This window comes from Peribacillus kribbensis DSM 17871 (assembly GCF_000430765.1).
GTDB classification, from domain to species: Bacteria; Bacillota; Bacilli; order Bacillales; family DSM-1321; genus Paraperibacillus; species Paraperibacillus kribbensis.
In genome coordinates this window covers 302,656-318,869 of sequence record NZ_KE387237.1, presented here as the reverse complement: position 1 = coordinate 318,869, position 16,214 = coordinate 302,656, and the positions used below count along the sequence as shown (strand labels likewise).

Annotated in this window: 21 protein-coding genes and 1 pseudogene; 4 read left to right on the top strand and 18 right to left on the bottom strand. The window is 41.7% G+C overall.

The annotated features are described in order from the left end of the window. The first annotated feature begins 33 nt into the window (after positions 1–33). Complete coding sequence (locus H539_RS33105) at positions 34–159, top strand: hypothetical protein (RefSeq protein ID WP_281171417.1); 126 nt, start codon at positions 34–36, stop codon at positions 157–159. A gap of 1,467 nt (positions 160–1,626) precedes the next feature. Further along, positions 1,627–2,160, top strand: a pseudogene (gene sigK / locus H539_RS28440) (RNA polymerase sporulation sigma factor SigK); the annotation flags it as partial. Positions 2,161–2,195: 35 nt separating this feature from the next. On the opposite strand, the gene H539_RS0112730 reads toward sigK, so the two are convergent. The 5 genes from H539_RS0112730 to H539_RS30790 form a co-directional block, all read right to left on the bottom strand. Continuing rightward, entirely contained in the window at positions 2,196–3,029 is an 834-nt protein-coding gene (locus tag H539_RS0112730; RefSeq protein WP_026693839.1) for a GNAT family N-acetyltransferase, read from the bottom strand. 135 nt (positions 3,030–3,164) lie between these two features. Then, complete coding sequence (locus H539_RS30800; protein ID WP_081415874.1) at positions 3,165–3,305, bottom strand: YrzI family small protein; 141 nt, start codon at positions 3,303–3,305, stop codon at positions 3,165–3,167. Positions 3,306–3,331: 26 nt separating this feature from the next. Beyond that, positions 3,332–3,487, bottom strand: a complete 156-nt coding sequence (locus H539_RS31500; protein WP_155890025.1) for a hypothetical protein — start codon at positions 3,485–3,487, stop codon at positions 3,332–3,334. A 25-nt stretch (positions 3,488–3,512) separates the two neighbouring features. Beyond that, complete coding sequence (locus tag H539_RS30795; protein ID WP_081415873.1) at positions 3,513–3,653, bottom strand: YrzI family small protein; 141 nt, start codon at positions 3,651–3,653, stop codon at positions 3,513–3,515. A gap of 31 nt (positions 3,654–3,684) precedes the next feature. Continuing rightward, positions 3,685–3,825: a YrzI family small protein gene (locus H539_RS30790; RefSeq protein ID WP_081415872.1), complete on the bottom strand. Its 141-nt coding sequence runs from the start codon at positions 3,823–3,825 to the stop codon at positions 3,685–3,687. On the opposite strand from H539_RS30790, the gene H539_RS31495 reads away from it, so the two are divergent. Beyond that, the gene (locus H539_RS31495) at positions 3,818–3,976 is read left to right on the top strand and encodes a hypothetical protein (protein ID WP_155890023.1); all 159 of its coding nucleotides are present in this window, start codon (positions 3,818–3,820) and stop codon (positions 3,974–3,976) included. The two genes, H539_RS30790 and H539_RS31495, sit on opposite strands and share 8 nt — an antisense overlap. A gap of 567 nt (positions 3,977–4,543) precedes the next feature. On the opposite strand, the gene H539_RS0112700 is transcribed toward H539_RS31495, so the two are convergent. The 5 genes from H539_RS0112700 to H539_RS0112680 form a co-directional block, all read right to left on the bottom strand. Continuing rightward, positions 4,544–4,792 (bottom strand): YrhC family protein, encoded by a 249-nt coding sequence (locus H539_RS0112700; protein WP_035322532.1) that lies wholly within the window; start codon positions 4,790–4,792, stop codon positions 4,544–4,546. A 105-nt stretch (positions 4,793–4,897) separates the two neighbouring features. Then, positions 4,898–6,034, bottom strand: coding sequence for a bifunctional cystathionine gamma-lyase/homocysteine desulfhydrase (locus tag H539_RS0112695; protein ID WP_026693837.1), 1,137 nt, complete (start codon positions 6,032–6,034; stop codon positions 4,898–4,900). Between the two features lie 2 nt (positions 6,035–6,036). Then, a complete protein-coding gene (locus tag H539_RS0112690) occupies positions 6,037–6,960 on the bottom strand; it encodes a PLP-dependent cysteine synthase family protein (RefSeq protein ID WP_026693836.1) in 924 nt (307 codons plus the stop codon). 161 nt (positions 6,961–7,121) lie between these two features. Next, positions 7,122–7,817: a 5'-methylthioadenosine/S-adenosylhomocysteine nucleosidase gene (mtnN, locus tag H539_RS0112685; RefSeq protein ID WP_026693835.1), complete on the bottom strand. Its 696-nt coding sequence runs from the start codon at positions 7,815–7,817 to the stop codon at positions 7,122–7,124. Between the two features lie 17 nt (positions 7,818–7,834). Further along, on the bottom strand, positions 7,835–8,473 hold the full coding sequence (locus H539_RS0112680; RefSeq protein ID WP_026693834.1) for a class I SAM-dependent DNA methyltransferase: 639 nt from the start codon (positions 8,471–8,473) through the stop codon (positions 7,835–7,837). Positions 8,474–8,603: 130 nt separating this feature from the next. Here H539_RS0112680 and H539_RS0112675 point away from each other — a divergent pair, with 130 nt between their 5' ends. Next, positions 8,604–8,810: a DUF2536 family protein gene (locus H539_RS0112675; RefSeq protein ID WP_026693833.1), complete on the top strand. Its 207-nt coding sequence runs from the start codon at positions 8,604–8,606 to the stop codon at positions 8,808–8,810. Between the two features lie 173 nt (positions 8,811–8,983). On the opposite strand, the gene H539_RS0112670 is transcribed toward H539_RS0112675, so the two are convergent. The 8 genes from H539_RS0112670 to ruvX all read right to left on the bottom strand — a co-directional run bounded on the left by H539_RS0112670 (position 8,984) and on the right by ruvX (position 16,214). Beyond that, complete coding sequence (locus tag H539_RS0112670; protein WP_035322529.1) at positions 8,984–9,658, bottom strand: YrrS family protein; 675 nt, start codon at positions 9,656–9,658, stop codon at positions 8,984–8,986. 151 nt (positions 9,659–9,809) lie between these two features. Next, positions 9,810–11,561 carry a peptidoglycan D,D-transpeptidase FtsI family protein gene (locus tag H539_RS0112665; RefSeq protein WP_026693831.1) on the bottom strand — a complete coding sequence of 584 codons (1,752 nt, stop codon included), beginning with the start codon at positions 11,559–11,561 and terminating at the stop codon, positions 9,810–9,812. Between the two features lie 78 nt (positions 11,562–11,639). Next, positions 11,640–12,116, bottom strand: coding sequence for a transcription elongation factor GreA (gene greA / locus H539_RS0112660; protein ID WP_026693830.1), 477 nt, complete (start codon positions 12,114–12,116; stop codon positions 11,640–11,642). Positions 12,117–12,379: 263 nt separating this feature from the next. Continuing rightward, positions 12,380–13,015, bottom strand: a complete 636-nt coding sequence (gene udk, locus H539_RS0112655) for a uridine kinase (protein WP_026693829.1) — start codon at positions 13,013–13,015, stop codon at positions 12,380–12,382. Positions 13,016–13,169: 154 nt separating this feature from the next. Next, a complete protein-coding gene (locus H539_RS0112650; protein WP_026693828.1) occupies positions 13,170–13,817 on the bottom strand; it encodes an O-methyltransferase in 648 nt (215 codons plus the stop codon). Positions 13,818–14,017: 200 nt separating this feature from the next. Further along, on the bottom strand, positions 14,018–15,139 hold the full coding sequence (mltG, locus tag H539_RS0112645; protein ID WP_026693827.1) for an endolytic transglycosylase MltG: 1,122 nt from the start codon (positions 15,137–15,139) through the stop codon (positions 14,018–14,020). 353 nt (positions 15,140–15,492) lie between these two features. Further along, on the bottom strand, positions 15,493–15,780 hold the full coding sequence (locus tag H539_RS0112640; protein ID WP_026693826.1) for a DUF1292 domain-containing protein: 288 nt from the start codon (positions 15,778–15,780) through the stop codon (positions 15,493–15,495). Between the two features lie 11 nt (positions 15,781–15,791). Continuing rightward, on the bottom strand, positions 15,792–16,214 hold the full coding sequence (ruvX, locus tag H539_RS0112635; RefSeq protein ID WP_026693825.1) for a Holliday junction resolvase RuvX: 423 nt from the start codon (positions 16,212–16,214) through the stop codon (positions 15,792–15,794).

Genomic DNA, 16,214 nt, shown 5'->3' with positions numbered 1-16,214 from the left:
AATATTTTCCATTAAATAGGAAAGGAAAATTTTATGAACAAAAAACAATTATTAAAAGAATTAAAGCAAGAGGGAAAAAAGGGGAAAAAAAATGTAACAAAATTTCTAAACCATTTTGAAACTAAAATTAAAAAGGAATCAAAGTATGAACATATTTAGATGTTCTTCTAAGTGCTTATTTTCCCTCAATAGTCTTTGTCCATCTTTCACCATGTAATATAGCTGGCTCAACAATCGGAAGAAGGTTAGTTTACAGATAATTAGTACAAAAAAAGACTGCCTAGGCAGCCTTTTTTATGCACTTGTTGGTCTCCTTTGCATCCACATTCAATACCGTTAAAGGGTTGGAGTAAAAATTTCCTGCTATTTACACAATAATAGATAGAAACACCACCTAGCCGTACAGTCAATTTGAAACTGATAAAAGGGACACTATTGACCGCCTACATTGGAAAAAATCGAAGAAAAACTAGTTATATTAAACAGACAGATTACTTAACTTTACAATGTGAAAAGTTGCAATGTCTTTACAGTAAATTACACTACTATGATCCAAAAGTAGCCAATTACCTTATTACTTTTGAAAAAGGAATTGAATATTTTTCGAAGTAAGCTATCCCGACCTATTGGATCGTTTTTTACCGTGGTTCTTTTTTCTTTTTCGATCTATAATTCGTTCTGAATACGGATCAGTAAGTATTGTTTAAAAAAGAAAGCAAATAAGGTGCTTTAGGAGCCTATAATTTGAATTTTTTTTCGTGAAGACCTTTTCTACTAAACGTCATTTATAAAGGGAAGGGGTCTCTTTCTACAGTAAAAAATTGAATAAGCATAGGTAGAACTAAGACATTTAAATTGTTCTGATTTAGATAATTCCGAGAAACCTTGAAATATACTTTCCCACATTTTTACCGCCTTCTAGAACGCAATTATAGAAAGGTCCTAATAGTATCGGTAAAAAAACAAATCTATGCGAAAACAGCCTTAATATTTAATAACTAGGCAATAAGAATTCCACATACACCCTTAGCTTTATGGCTTGTCTCGAAAATTCCACCCTGTCTATTTTTAAAAGTAGATTCCTGACTAAAACCAGCGATCCCCGATCTCTGCCTCTATGTTTCTTTTACACAACTATATTTTAACCCTCTAAGCGGAATCATTTTTTATTTAAGCCCAACTAGTCCAGCGTCGTAAGGCTGGTATTCGAATATGCTTTTAACTACTTTCTTAATTAAAGCAGCATACGGAACCTATTTGATCCAATCCCTCACCTTAACGAAAAAATCCAATTAAGATACATAATTCAATATCATACATAGATTTTTATCCTTTAGGTATTCTCTAGCACGCTGTAGCGATTTGAAGCATTAAAGTATAAAAAGAAAAATAATGTTTAGGGCCTAAATCGTTATTTTCTTTCTCTAGATAAGTATAACATTTTCGGGATTTTTTGGTTACACTGTTTATATATACCTAAGTCAGACTTAACGTTTTCAAAGGTTAGTAAATAGACAGATATGGCTTGTCCACTTTTTTAATGTAATAAGGCTTATTGTTACCTGTTCGTTTTAATTCAAAATTTATGCTTATATAATACTTTAATCTTGTTTTATTTTGATATTGCTTCATGTTCACATCATCAAAAAGTTTGAAAACACCGGAGAAGACACAGAGGACCTGATTTCCATCGGGACAATCGGACTGATCAAAGCGATTGAAAGCTACTCGGAAGGCAAGGGAACGAAGCTTGCTACGTACGCTGCCCGCTGTATTGAAAATGAAATTCTGATGCATCTGCGGGCAACCAAAAAGACGAAAAAGGATGTATCCCTCCACGATCCGATTGGCCAGGATAAGGAAGGGAACGAAATAAGTCTGATTGATGTACTGAAGTCCGAATCAGAGGATGTAGTGGATACCATCCAGCTGAACCTTGAAATTGAAAAGGTCAAACAGTTTATCGATGTGCTGGATGAACGGGAAAAAGAAGTGATCATAGGAAGGTTCGGCCTTGATCTTCAAAAGGAAAAAACACAGCGGGAGATCGCAAAGGAACTGGGCATATCAAGAAGCTATGTTTCGCGGATTGAAAAACGCGCCCTTATGAAAATGTTCCATGAGTTTTACCGGGCCGAAAAAGAAAAAAGAAAAGGCTGATTTCAGCCTTTTCTTCTTTGATTCTCCTCAGTTCCTTAACCTTCAATGCCGCCCGTATACCGGTAATAATCCTGCGTATAAAATGGCTGAAAGCCTGTGGATGTATAGAGCTTCAATGCATTCTCGTTCCTGGCTTCCACCTCAAGGTAAATATCATGTCCCAGCCTTTTCTCCTCAAGTACGATCTTTTTCAGGGCCTTTCTGCCGATTCCTCTGCCCTGGAATTCCGGAAGCACCGCAAAGCCGTAAATCCAGGAATCAGAGCCATTCTCACAGGAGACTCTCATCTTGCCAACCGGGGTCCCGTCCTGTTCTACAATCAGAGCCTTCTGTCTATCCTCTCTCACAGCACTCTTGTTGAATGAAGCTGCTTCTTCCCTTTTCAATCCAAAGCAGCGATGATCCAATTCTATTTCAAGAGAAGTATCCCTTTCTGTGCGCAGGCGGAGCTCGACTCCCTCCTCTTCCTCAAGCTGAGCCTCCTGCCATTTCATCTGAAATTCAGAAACGGAAAATTCAAAGGGAATATTCTTTAAAAACTCCTTAGCAGTAAGGGAATTTTCCGGAGCATTAAGAAGGATCTCCCTTCCCCTGCTGGCTCCTGCCATCTTCATTGCTTTCTGATACAATCCGGTACAGATGCCTTTTCTCCGGTAATCAGGATGCACCATGCCGCAAATCTCCACTTTATTCCCAAAGTCATAAACACCGGCAAAACCGATAAGCCGGCCATCTTCAAAATGGGAGCAGTCTTGAAGTTCAGATTCCTCTTTTTTCTCCAGTGTCCCCCAATTAAGTTTTAACTGGATGCCATCCGCTTTTTCACACTGATCCTGAAGTTCGCGAATTTCATGTAAAATATTCCCCATTCTCTCCTTTAATACCTCCCTGTTTATTTGTTCACAAGGAGCCGAGGTTAGCCGGTATCCTTATAAATCCATACTAGTCCCCTGCGAATCAATAAAATTATCATTGTTATCTCCACCCTTTTTTAAATAAAATTCTTACATCATAATTCTGATCTCTGCTGCGCTCGTTCTGTTTTTTTCATGCCACTGCTTAATGGTTTCTTGGTGAAACGCCTCTTTGCGGCTCATTGTTTTCTTACGGAAACTAATCGTAAAGAATAATAAGTTAACGGTCATACTTATCACCTCCTGACCCGTCGGTTCTACCACACCTTATTCTGCATCACCTGGTTAATCTTGAGCATCTCATCAACATTTTCTTCTCTCCATTTTCCCTGCTGTTCTTTATGAACTTCCTCCCTGGCCAGCAGCGGGTTGGGTTTAATGATGAGAGTAAATAATAGAAGATTCAGCGTCATACGTCCACCTCTTTCCTAGGTTACTTTACATTACATTCGTGATCCTCATCGCGGTGTCCAGCTTTTCTTCATGCCGCTCTTTGATGTAATCCAGATGATCTGCAGCTGCACGGCTGATTTTATTATTTCTAATAATAATGGTAAAAAAGAGCATATTTAGTTTCATACTATCACCTCCTTAGAAAGGCTTCCTTTTATTACATGATGGTACGGATTTCAAACTTACGGTCGGCCGCATGGTCGAATGAATGACGTATGGTATCCTGATGGTCTGCCTCTTCCCGGCTGATTTTCTTGGTTTTAATGATTATTGTAAAGAAAAGCATATTGATGTTCACAGTATCACCTCCTTTTCATCTCGTTTTAGACACAAAAAGGCCGCAGAAATCCTTCTGCGGCCGCAAAAAAGCCGCAGGAAGGCATCTTCCAGACGGCACAAAAAGGCCGCTGGATTATCTCCCTGCGGCCGTCGTGTATGAACATGAATGATTCCAAATCATTGTCAGCGGATCGTACCAGGCAGGTCGAAATGTAAAGCTATGAAATTGTTTGGTGATACAATTGTCTGCATATAAATCATTTCATTCGACCTCTTTTCATTAATTGGTTTTGATCTCATATTGGTAAGTATATCCAACAATGGTAATTTTGTAAACCAGTTTTTTGCCTATTTTTTCGTTTTTTTGAAAATTCCTTAAAAGGACTGACCATTCATATATGTATCATTTTTTTAAAATATTCTATATTTCCTGTTTTTATTGTCCTTACCTGCAGTCTTCCGGAAGAATTAGTTCAGAGAGGGCTCATCATCAGACCCATGGTGTGGCTGCTACGTTGGGAGATGGTCCAGAGAGGGCTCCTCAAGATCAAAACCAGTAGAGCAAAAGCCGTACTGTACTTGGCGATCAAACTGGAAAATTAAACAGAATGTATTGCTTAATAAATAGAAAAAGCTTGGAATGTAAACATTCCAAGCTCTCGCGACTTAACTAGATAAAAATGGAGTCGGAAATCAACGTCCCACATATGACCTCAAACTCAAAAATCACCTGTATATTATTCTTCTATATCAGCCAGAAGCCCTTTGTATTTTGCCGAGAGGACAAAGAATAGGATGGATAATCCTAGGAATACAGCTGTTGAAGCCATAAGCAATGAATTGGAATGCAGGCCTTTTCCATCTGAAGGAATGATCACTCCGAGATAGAAAAATACACTGGTGCAAACCAATAAGAAGGCATATCTCTTAAAATCAATCATCTTCTCACGATAAATGGCTGTAATAGACTTTCCCTTTGTGAACATTCTGCTTCACCTGCGCTTTCTAGTAACAACTATACTAACGATAACATAGATCTGCGCCAGGATAACTAGTGAATTACTGTAAATGCAGGCAGAAGCAGTATGATGTTAATTTTCTAAGGCCTGGTTCAGGTCTTCAATCAGGTCTTCGGCATCCTCGAGGCCAACAGATATACGGATAAGTCCTTCTGTGATCCCAAGCTCCGCCCGTCTTTCAACGGGAATGGAAGCATGAGTCATGCGGGCAGGGATCGAAATTAAGCTCTCGACTGCTCCGAGACTCTCCGCAAGAGTGAAGTATTTAATTTTGCTGAACACTTGATCCGCCTTTTCCGCACTTCCCACATCAAAGGAAATCATGCCCCCAAATCCGCCTGACTGCTTTTTAGCAATATGGTGATTGGGATGTGAAGCAATACCCGGATAATAAACTTTCGTGACTGCCGGATGTTTTTGAAGGAAATCTACGATTTTACCCGCATTGTTTTCGGTTTCTTCCATCCTTACTCCCAGGGTTTTGATTCCGCGGATTAACAGCCAGGAGTCCTGCGGGCCGAGAATGCCTCCAGTGGAGTTCTGAACGAAATGCAATTCATCCGCAAGGGCTGCTGAGTCTGCCACTGCGAGACCCGCAACAACATCGCTGTGTCCCCCAATGTATTTGGTCGCGCTGTGAAGGACGATATTTGCCCCTAATGCGATCGGCGTCTGCCAATAAGGTGTACTGAATGTATTATCCACAATCGTCAGAAGGCCCTTCTCTTTTGCAATTCCAGAAATCGCTTCGATATCTGAAATCTTTAAGAGCGGATTGGTCGGGGTCTCAAGATAAATGGCCTTTGTATTCGGCTTGATTTCTTTTTTTACATTTTCCAGATCACTTGTATCCACAAAGGTAGCCTCAAGTCCAAATCTGTTCAAAACCTTGGTAATGACCCTGAAGGTCCCTCCGTATACATCATCTGTCAGCAGAATATGATCTCCCTTATTAAAGAGCATCATTACCGCCGTAATAGCCGCCATTCCGGAAGCGAAAGCAAATCCCCGCTCACCGCCTTCCAAGTCTTTTATCAGCTCCTCGAGTGCAAAACGGGTTGGATTTCCTGTCCTTGAATATTCATATCCCTTATGGACTCCTACTCCCTGCTGCTTATAAGTGCTGACCTGGTAGATCGGTGTAGAAACAGCACCCGTTGCTTCATCCCCAAATAATCCCCCATGAATCAATCTTGTTTTCTTTTTCATAATTAAATACCTCCCTGATAAATGCTTTTACTTAAATACCTTTCACTCGAATCCGGGAAAATCACTGCGATATTTGTACCTGGCTTCGCTTTCTCCGCTTCCTTACGTGCAGCATAAAAGGCTGCTCCAGATGAACTTCCTGCCATAAGCCCCTCCTTGGATGCCAGCTCGCTGACCATTAGAAATGCCTGATCATCCGGAACGGTATAAATTTCGTTAAAATAAGAGCGATCCATATACTCCGGCAGAAACTCCATCCCAATGCCTTCTGTTTTATGCGGCCCAGGTTCACCTCCGCCCAGTATGGATCCTTGAGGTTCCACGATCACTGTTTTTATCTTCTCGTTTTTTTCCTTTAAGAATCTGGATGTCCCCATGAAGGTTCCTCCTGTCCCGGCACCGGCCACAAACACATCGATCTGCCCATCAAGCTGCTGCCACAGTTCAGGACCCAGTGTTTTATAATACGCAGCCGGATTGGCAGGATTTGAAAATTGGGCTGGCGAGTAGGAGCCCGGAATTTCTTTCAGCAGCTGTTCTGCTTTCTGGATTGCTCCCTTCATCCCTTTTTCCGTCGGTGTATTGATTATTTTGGCCCCAAGCGCACGCATTAACTCCTGTTTTTCCTGGCTGAACTTCTCGGGAACACAGAAGATGACTTTCACTCCTTTTTGAATGGCTGCAAGGGCAAGGCCGATTCCTGTATTTCCTGCAGTAGGCTCGATGATGGTTCCACCTTCTGAAAGATGGCCGCTTTGAAGTGCGGCGGAGACCAGCTCCCTTCCCAGCCGGTCCTTTACGCTTCCTCCTGGATTGAAGTATTCCAGTTTAGCAAAAATATTCACATCCTTTGGCAGTGGAAATGAGCTTATCTGAACGATTGGCGTATCACCAATCATTTCATGTACATTCCGATAAATATCCATTGGATTTCTCCCTTGAATTTATTGTTAACAATGCTGTGATTTTTATTTGATAGCATGCAGTTGTAGAGATAAACAGGCATTCACTAGGAAGGAACCCGGTGAATGCCTGCTCGGAATAAAATTAAAACTTTTATTAAAAAGAACAGTATGGATGATTGATTTCAGCTAATGCGTTCAATAATTTTAACAGCCATAGCCGCTGAATTTTTAGCTGCCTGATCAAGGAATTTTTCGAAAGAAACATCTGATTCCTTTCCTGCTATATCGGATAAGGCGCGGATGATGACAAAAGGCACCTGGAATTGATAGGCAACCTGCGCAATGGCTGCTGCTTCCATTTCAGCTGCATAAAGTTCTGGAAACTTCGTGCGTACAAACTCTACTCGGTCCGGATCGCTCATAAAGCTATCCCCTGTAGCAATGAGTCCTGTTACCACCTGCATTCCGCTGATTTCCGCAGCAGCTTGTTCTGCAGCCTCCACAAGCTTGGCATCGGGATGGTAGCCTGCGGGAAGCTGAGGCACCTGGCCATACTCATATCCGAAGGCTGTCACGTCTACATCATGGTGGCGGACTTCTGAAGAAATAACCACATCACCGACATTTAATGAAGAAAGGAACCCACCTGCAGATCCTGTATTAACAATATAATCGGGTTTATACCTTTCAAGCAGGACAGCAGTAGATAAAGCCGCATTGACCTTTCCAATTCCTGACTTTAAAAGAACCACTTCAGAACCATTTAAAGTTCCGATGTTGAATTCACAGCCTCCTATTGTCTCCTGCTTCAGATTTTCAAGTTTTTCCCTAAGTATAGAAACTTCTTCTTCCATTGCTCCAATGATTGCAGCTTTCATTCTTTAACCTCTTTCTATTACTGTTTTACAGCTTCAAAAATCCAGACAAACTCATTGCACCTTTCAAAAGTAACTACAAAACCATACTTCTCAAGTGCATGTCGATAAAACGGTATAGTAGTATAATATTCCGTTTTTAAATCATTAGCCAGATCATGAAAACCGGCGGCTTCAGCATCAAAAACAGCTTTATTCAAAGCTTCTATGGATTCGTACATGGTATCCGCAAAAACTATTTTATCATCTTTATTTAAAAGGCTGCCATAAAGTTTAATAGCTCTTTCCTTTTCTCTGTCTGTTAAATGATGAAACGCATACGTACTGACAATCGTATTAATTGGTTCAGGTGAAGTGAATTCCAGAAAATCTCCATCCTTAACTACGGCATTTCCCAATAACTTTTCGGCTGCCTTTTCCCTCATTCGGGGGGAAGGTTCAAAGCCTGTTACTGTCAGTCCCAGTGCAATTAATTTTTCCGTCAGATTACCTGTTCCGACTCCAAACTCAACGACATGGCCTTTCGCTCTCGCTGCTACGCTGGACAATATTTCATCATAGTTCCTAAAGACCTCTCTGTATTGTATATCATGGCCAATCACTGTATCATCATACGTTTCTGACCATTTATCGAATAAATCGATAAACTCTCTGCCCATAAGTATCACCCTTAATAATTTTATTATTCCTATGAGCATACTATGAATTAAATATCCTATAGTTCCGCCAATATAGCAAGTTTTTTATTTTTTGGTAAAATAGAGACGAATACGATCTGGAGGGTTAGGAATGAATATACATTTTGATTTAATAGAGGATAAAATAGAATTCTTTGAAGGAACAAGCCTCACAGACTTGGAAAGAAAGATACAGGCGCAGATTGAAATAAATAAAGCCATTTTACTCCAGGTTGCATCTGTTTCCCATCAGATGCAGGTGGCACCTGACGGCAGCAGATTTTATAGTGCAGTGGTACACTTTAAGGCTAAAAAATAATCAGAGGGTGGGACCCGATAAAGAAGACAGATGCTAACTAAAGTTTATCTCTTCCTGGTATGCCTTTTAATAAAATAGACAATTAGGCAGTAGAGCAATTTTTCTCCTTTTCCCCTTTGTAATAAAAAGAGACAGCCTCAATAACTGTCTCTTTTTATCTTGGACTGCCCTATTTATTTTTTGTCATTCACCTTCAGAAGTTCGACCTTGACAGGCTTCCAGCCCTGGCCGTCGACCCAATCTATGAATACCCTGTAAGCCTGGTCGTTATCCTTGGCAGATACGGTTCCAACTGCACTGTTAGGAGAACCGTTGTTTTGGATCCACCAGACTGTGATATTATCCGGATTGATGCCGGCACCATATGCGAGTGCCTTCTCCATTTCATTCCAGTCCTGGCTTCCCTGATCGTATTTGGCGACATGCTCTCCTTGCTGAGTAGTACCGACAGGCTTCCAGGAATCGTTCTTGTATGCCTTTTTTACATTGGAATCGTCTGCTGGCACTTCAACGTCCTTTGACGCATCAGCTTCTCCTGCCCCTGCTTCAGGAGCTTGGCCGCTTAAATCCGCTTGATTATCAGCATTTTGTTCAGATTCATCTTTTTCTGCCTTTTGATTATCCTTTTTCTTGGTACTGGTGGTGTCCGCTTTTTTCTCTTTAGTCTGCTGGGCAGCGTGTTTCTTCGGTGCGTTATTTGATGCCTGTTCGTCTTTTCCCAAGAAAATCACAGCAGCAACGGAAATAATTAGTACTGATACTACTACAATGAGTATATTATAAATGCGGTTGGCTTTTCTTTGTTTGGTCTTATCAATACGCGTGGTTTGCTTAAAATCCTTATCCAATGATAATCCTCCTATCAAACATATTAAGTCACTAAAGGCATTTTCCCCAGAGGAAGGGGAAGTTTCATAACCGCTTTTATCTTAACATGTTCAACTCTATCATTGAAGGGATTTGCCCAAATTAATCCCTGTCAGCCTCAGATAATGATTATTATGGCCCATCTGACCTGGACATGTCCACCGAATATACTGCTTTAATTATGTCAGCAAACAGGAGATTCACTCCACCCTCATCCTCAGGGACTCCCAGATTTACCACAGCTAAAGCGTATTTGGGATTCCTATAGGGAAAATAGCCCGCAAACCATTTATTGTAAAGCTCCTTCCCATCTTGAAACAATCCTGTCTGTGCCGTTCCTGACTTCCCTGCTGCCTCATAGGGCAGATCCTGCAAAACTCTTCCTGTCCCTTTTTCATCCGTCACTACATTCCGAAGCATCGTCTGCAGCTTCATGGCCGTATAAGGAGCGACTGCTGCCCCGGAAAGCGGCTGCTCAGGGAATTTGAAAACGGTGGAGCCATTCTTGAATTCAATACGGCTGACGGCCTTCACACTCATCGCTTTCCCTCCTCTTGCAATGGAAGCCATCATATTGGCCGCTGCCAGCGGCGTAACCTGTACATCCTGCTGGCCAATCCCTGTATAAGCCGTGAGCTTCTTATCCTGCCTATCAGTCCCATCTGCCCAGATCCTTCCCGCATCCTCACGATATAGCTGGGAAACAGCCGTGTGGTACACCTGTCCTGTCCAGCCCGACTTCCCAATCAGGCCCAGTTTCCCCGCATATTCCTCAAGAATGTTCATATCCATCTGCTGCAGCTTTACAGCCAGGTCACCAAACGTACGATTGCAGCTTTGGGCAAAGCTTTCTTCAAAATCCAGGAACCCCAAATTCCTGATGGGATCTTTCTTCCCATTTATCGTTTTATTGCAATCAAACATTTCGCCGTTCTTAGCGAGCCCTTTTTCAATGGCTGCAGCAGCTACCACCGTTTTAAATACAGAACCGATTTTTTCCTGTGAAAACATTTTGTTTTGGGAACCTGTATTAGGATCCTTATTGTCTATGTCAGGCCGGGAAACAATTGCCCTGATTTCTCCGGAATCAATATCCAATAACACGAGCCCTCCATTTTTTATTTGATGGGAATCGGCCAGCTTTTCTGCTTTAAGCTGCAGTTCTTTATCCAGAGTGGTGATAACCTTCACGGGATAAAGAGGATTGGAAGGATCCACATACTTCACATTGATCCCGAATAAGGGGCCTCCCATTCCATCCACATGATACACCAGCTTGGATTCTCCGCCGCCTGACAGAAATTCATCTAAAGCTGCCTGCAGGCCTGAATTCCCGATCCAATCTTCCCTGTTGTGCTTCCCTTCTGCTCCCGCTTTCATTCCATCCCATTTAGTCAATGTGCCAATTAACTGTTCAGCGGGCATTTTTCTGGAAAAACTCCTTTCCACCGCAAATACCCCGGGGAATTTCAATTCATTGATTTGAGCCATTTGGTCCTCAGACAAAACGATGGGCGGCCTTCCTCCAAATGCAAAAGGCTTTTTTGCATTTTTTACTGCTTTAGTCAGTGCTTCTTCCTTTACCCCTAAAATTTCTGCTACCTTTTCAGAGGGCCATTTCATATCCTTTAGGAAGGGAAAGAGAACCAGGACGGGAATTTCCTCATGACCCAGCGGATTTCCACTCCGGTCATAAAATTTTCCTCTTCCATTATCTAGGGATAAAGCCTGGGTCCGCTGAGTGACGCTTGATTGGATGAGATTAATATTATGCTTTGTAAAGGATTCGGTCTGCACAAGCTGGATCTGGGCAAGTCTTCCTGTTAAGGCAGCTAACAGTACCATCAGGAATACGGCGGTCCATTTCATTCTTTTTTCTGGCATAAAAAAAACACCTCATCAGCATTGTTGACGAGGTGTCTGTGTTTTAGACGAAATCCATTCGATTAAAAAACATTTAATTTATTTAATAGTGACGATACGGACAAGCATGTCTCCGCCGGGAGTCTGGACAGTAACTTCCTCGTCGACTTTTCTGCCAATCAAGCTTTTTGCTATTGGTGAATCGTTTGAAATCTTCCCTTCAAATGGATCCGCCTCTGCACTTCCCACAATTGTGTAAGTTTCTTCGTCGCCATCAGGAAGCTCTACGAATGTAACCGATTTCCCAAGTGATACCGTATCTGAATTCATTTCATCTTCTTCAATGATCTTGGCATTTCTAACCATATTCTCTAAAGTTGTGATTCTGCCTTCCACAAATGCCTGCTCTTCCTTTGCAGAATCGTACTCCGAGTTTTCGGATAAATCGCCGAAGCTGCGGGCAATTTTAATTCTTTCGACAACTTCTTTTCTTTTAACACTCTTTAGGTGCTCTAATTCTTGTTCCAGCTTTTCTTTTCCCTGTTTAGTCATTGGGAATACTTTTTCTATAGCCAAAATGTTCACTCCTTCTAATCTTTCACAATCCCCCAGCTTTATATCTAATTATGAGGTCTTATGCTTATTAGTTCCTTAAGATAAATCATAATTGCGCGACCTTCAGCAGGACGCGCATTTTTCTCTTATTTGTATTATTATTACCTTTTGGTGGTTTTGTCCACCTTTTTTGAAAATTTCTCTAGTCACTTCCTGTAAATTTTGCTGCATTTTTATTACAGCCGCTTTAAGGAGGATGTTATTTCTTTATTTATGCAATAGTATTATAAAAATGACTTTTCTTCAAGAATGGTCTTGATTTTTGTGACCATGAGGTCAATTGCGACGTGATTCTGGCCGCCTTCAGGGATAATAATATCTGCATACCGCTTGGTCGGTTCGATGAATTGGTTATGCATCGGTCTCACCACGCTTAAATACTGGTCGATGACCGATTCAATCGTCCGTCCGCGCTCGTTTATGTCCCTGACCATGCGGCGTAGAATCCGGATATCTGCATCCGTATCCACAAACAGCTTCATATCCATCAGATTCCTCAGTCTTTCATCCTCAAGCACCAGGATCCCCTCCAGGATGATGACATCCTGAGGCTCAACATGGATGACTTCCTGCGAACGTGTATGGATGGCATAATCATAAACCGGCTTTTCAATAGCCTCATATCTCTGAAGCTTATTAATATGCTCGATCAGTAAATCGTTATCAAAGGCCAGCGGGTGGTCATAGTTGGTCTTCAACCGCTGTTCAAAGGGAAGCTCGCTCTGGTCTTTATAATAATAATCCTGCTCAAGCATCAGGATGGAATGCCCCTGGAAGCTTTTAAAGATAGCCTTGGTGACACTCGTCTTCCCAGATCCCGATCCCCCTGCAACACCAATGACTACTGGTTTTTTATTCATTTTCTATCTCCTTGCCTTTCTTCTCGGCGCTCATATAAGGAGAGGCACAAAAGCCTCCTGGTTCTTTTGTGGTATGGTACCCAGTCCTGTGTTCCTTATTCAGTCTTATCCGATCAATTTTCACATATAAAAAACAGCTGTTCCTAAGCAGGTGTCAGCTGCCCCTTTTTTTGCTGACAGCCACTCCGTCGCCAATCGGCATGATCGCAGTATCATAGGAAGGGTGATTCATCAGCCATGTATTGAAGTCCCGGATCTTCCTAACTAAGTTCTTTATCCGCCTTTGTTCAATTTCAGATTCCTCAACTGCCACCAAGCCCTTGAATAATACATTATCCGTAACGATGATGCCTCCGCTGTTCAGCATGGGTTCGTAAATCTCAAAAAACTTTTTATACTGGCCTTTTGCCGCATCGATAAAGATGGCGTCGAAAGGTCCTTCAGACTGCACTTTTTCAGAGAGTTCAAGTGCATCGCCTTCAATAATCCTGATGGAGTCCAGTTTGCCGGCTTCCTTTATATACTTTTTGGCTGTTTCTATTCTCTCTTCATCACGTTCAAGCGTTACAATTTTTGCTTCAGGAAGTACATCGGACATCCGCAGCGCTGAATACCCAATTGCTGTGCCGACTTCCAGAATAGATGACGGCTTTTGCAGTCTGAGAAACTGCAGTAATGCTTCCATGCCGATTTTATCCATGATAGGAACCTTATGTTCTTCTGCATAGGCTTCCATTTCGCTAAATAAATTGGAGTGGGCAGGAATTAGAGACTGAAGATATTCCTCAACCTTATTATTCATAAACAAAATCCTCCCGGACAAATCTAAATAATAAACTCTTCGCTTTATGTAAAAGACAAGAGATGAACCTTGAGATCTAATTCTCCATTTCACAAGGCAGCAAAGGCCTTATGTTGGAACAGCAAAAAATTCACTTTGAATATTTTAACACAAAAAGAGGGGGAAAGTGAATTTTTCCCCCTTAAAATCTGCAAATGGAATTATTTAATATGCTCTGCCTTCAACTTATTATGCTCATCCAGCGTTTTGGAGAAATAAACATTTCCATCCGGTGCCGCAAGGAAATATAGATAATTTGTATCGGCTGGGTTCAATGCAGCCTCGAGAGAGCTGGTACCTGCATTTGCAATCGGCCCAGGAGGCAGCCCTTTATTCAGATACGTATTGTACGGAGACTTAATCTGTAAATCCTTGTAATACACCCGTTTTTCATGGCTTCCTTTCGCATATAATACGGTAGGATCCGTCTGCAGGGGCATTCCATTTTCAAGCCTGTTATAAAAGACGGAGGCGATGGATTCGCGATGAGTCTTTTCGGTTGCTTCCTCTTCAATAAGTGAAGCCATAGTCAGCAGCTTATGCGGCGTAAGCTTCCTCTTGCCCATTGTATCCTTATATTGAAGAACAATATCTGCCTGTTTTTTCAGCATCGGTTTAACGAGGTCTTCCACAGTAGGCTGTTTTTCAAAGTAGGAATAAGTGGCAGGGAACAAATAGCCTTCAAGAGGATATTTAATGGTTTTTCCGTATATATCATTGGTAAGAAGGCCTGGATATAAAGCTTGCATTTTCTTAACAAAAGCCGGATCATTCAGGGTTTTCAATATATCTTCTTTTTTCAGCTTTGTCTTTTGAGCCAAAATGTCGGCAATTTCAACAAGCTGCTTTCCTTCAGGTACGGTGATTTTCAAGGCAGCTTCCTGCATGACCTTCCCACTCTTAAGGCTAGATATAATTTCATCTAATTTCATAGAAGGTGAGAACTTGTATTTTCCCGCCTGGAATCCTGATTCATTTTTAAATTTCACATAATAGTGGAAAACCTTCGCGTTTTTGATAATCCCCTTGTCCTTGAGGATCATCGATATACCGGAAACACTCGAACCGATGGGAATGGTCACCTCGGTCGTTTTTTTACTATCTGGGTCGGCCGGTTTTAACGCGGACTGAACATAGAAGTAGCCCCCAAGGCCAATGGCCGCAAATAGCAGCACAACAGCCAGCAAGGATATAAGCACGATTTTCCTAACAGTTCTGGCTTCATTTTCTCTTTTTAGAAGCTGCTGTTTTATATACTGCTTTTTAGTATCTTTATCGCTCATTCTTTCCCCTCCAAAAACCAGTCAAGAAACAAATCATCTTTCACTTTCCGAATCATTATACTATAAAGGGCCTGCAGAAACCTACATATTACCTAAATTATTTACAATAACCCTCTTAAATTATTAGGATTCGACGATTATTTTCCTTTAATTCTGACTTAGGCGGGGGATGGGCTGATGCAGGGTGATTGTAATTCATTAACAATCAAAACTAAATTGAGTGGGTCCGCAGGTTTCGGATGGTTCTCCGCGTGTGACGAGAGAAAATGAATTTAATGAATCCATTAATCCTAGCCTTCCCTAAAAATAAAAAAAGAGTTCGGAATGAGACCTATTCCGAACCCTTTTCATTATTATGCTTCGTCGCCTTCTTCATCAAGGAAGGTGTTCAGCATTTCCTCTACCATATCCCATTCTTCTTCTGTTTCAATCGGCTGAAGTTCTCCGTCCTGGTTGTCGTCGCTTGGGACGTAAGAAGAAGCATGAATTTCGATATCCTCTTCATCCTGATCGGCTCCTAAAGGATAGTACAGTACATAAGATTTACCAGTTTCTTCTGAATCAAAGGTAAATAGTACCTCGCATAATTGTTCATTCCCGTTTTCATCAACGATTGTTATATTCTTTTCTCCGTTTTCCATTCTATTCACTCCTATAAATTTGATTGTCGATCAAGATACCCTTGCAGGATCATCACGGCCGCCATCTTGTCGATGACTTTCTTGCGCTTGCTGCGGCTCATATCGGCCTCGAGCAGCACCCGCTCAGCTGCCATCGTGGACAGACGTTCATCCCAAAGCTCCACAGGAACCTTATACTTGGCCTCAATCGCAGCGGCATATGCCTGACTGGCTTCAGCCCTCGGCCCAATGGTATTGTTCATATTCTTTGGGAGTCCGACCACTACTTTAGATACCTCATATTCTCTAATAAGTTGTCCAATTCTTTTGTAGCCAAACATATTTCTATCTTCGTCGATTTGGATGGTTTCAATACCCTGTGCTGTCCATCCCATGGCATCGCTGATTGCGACACCCACCGTCTTTGAACCGACGTCAAGACCCATAACCCGCAT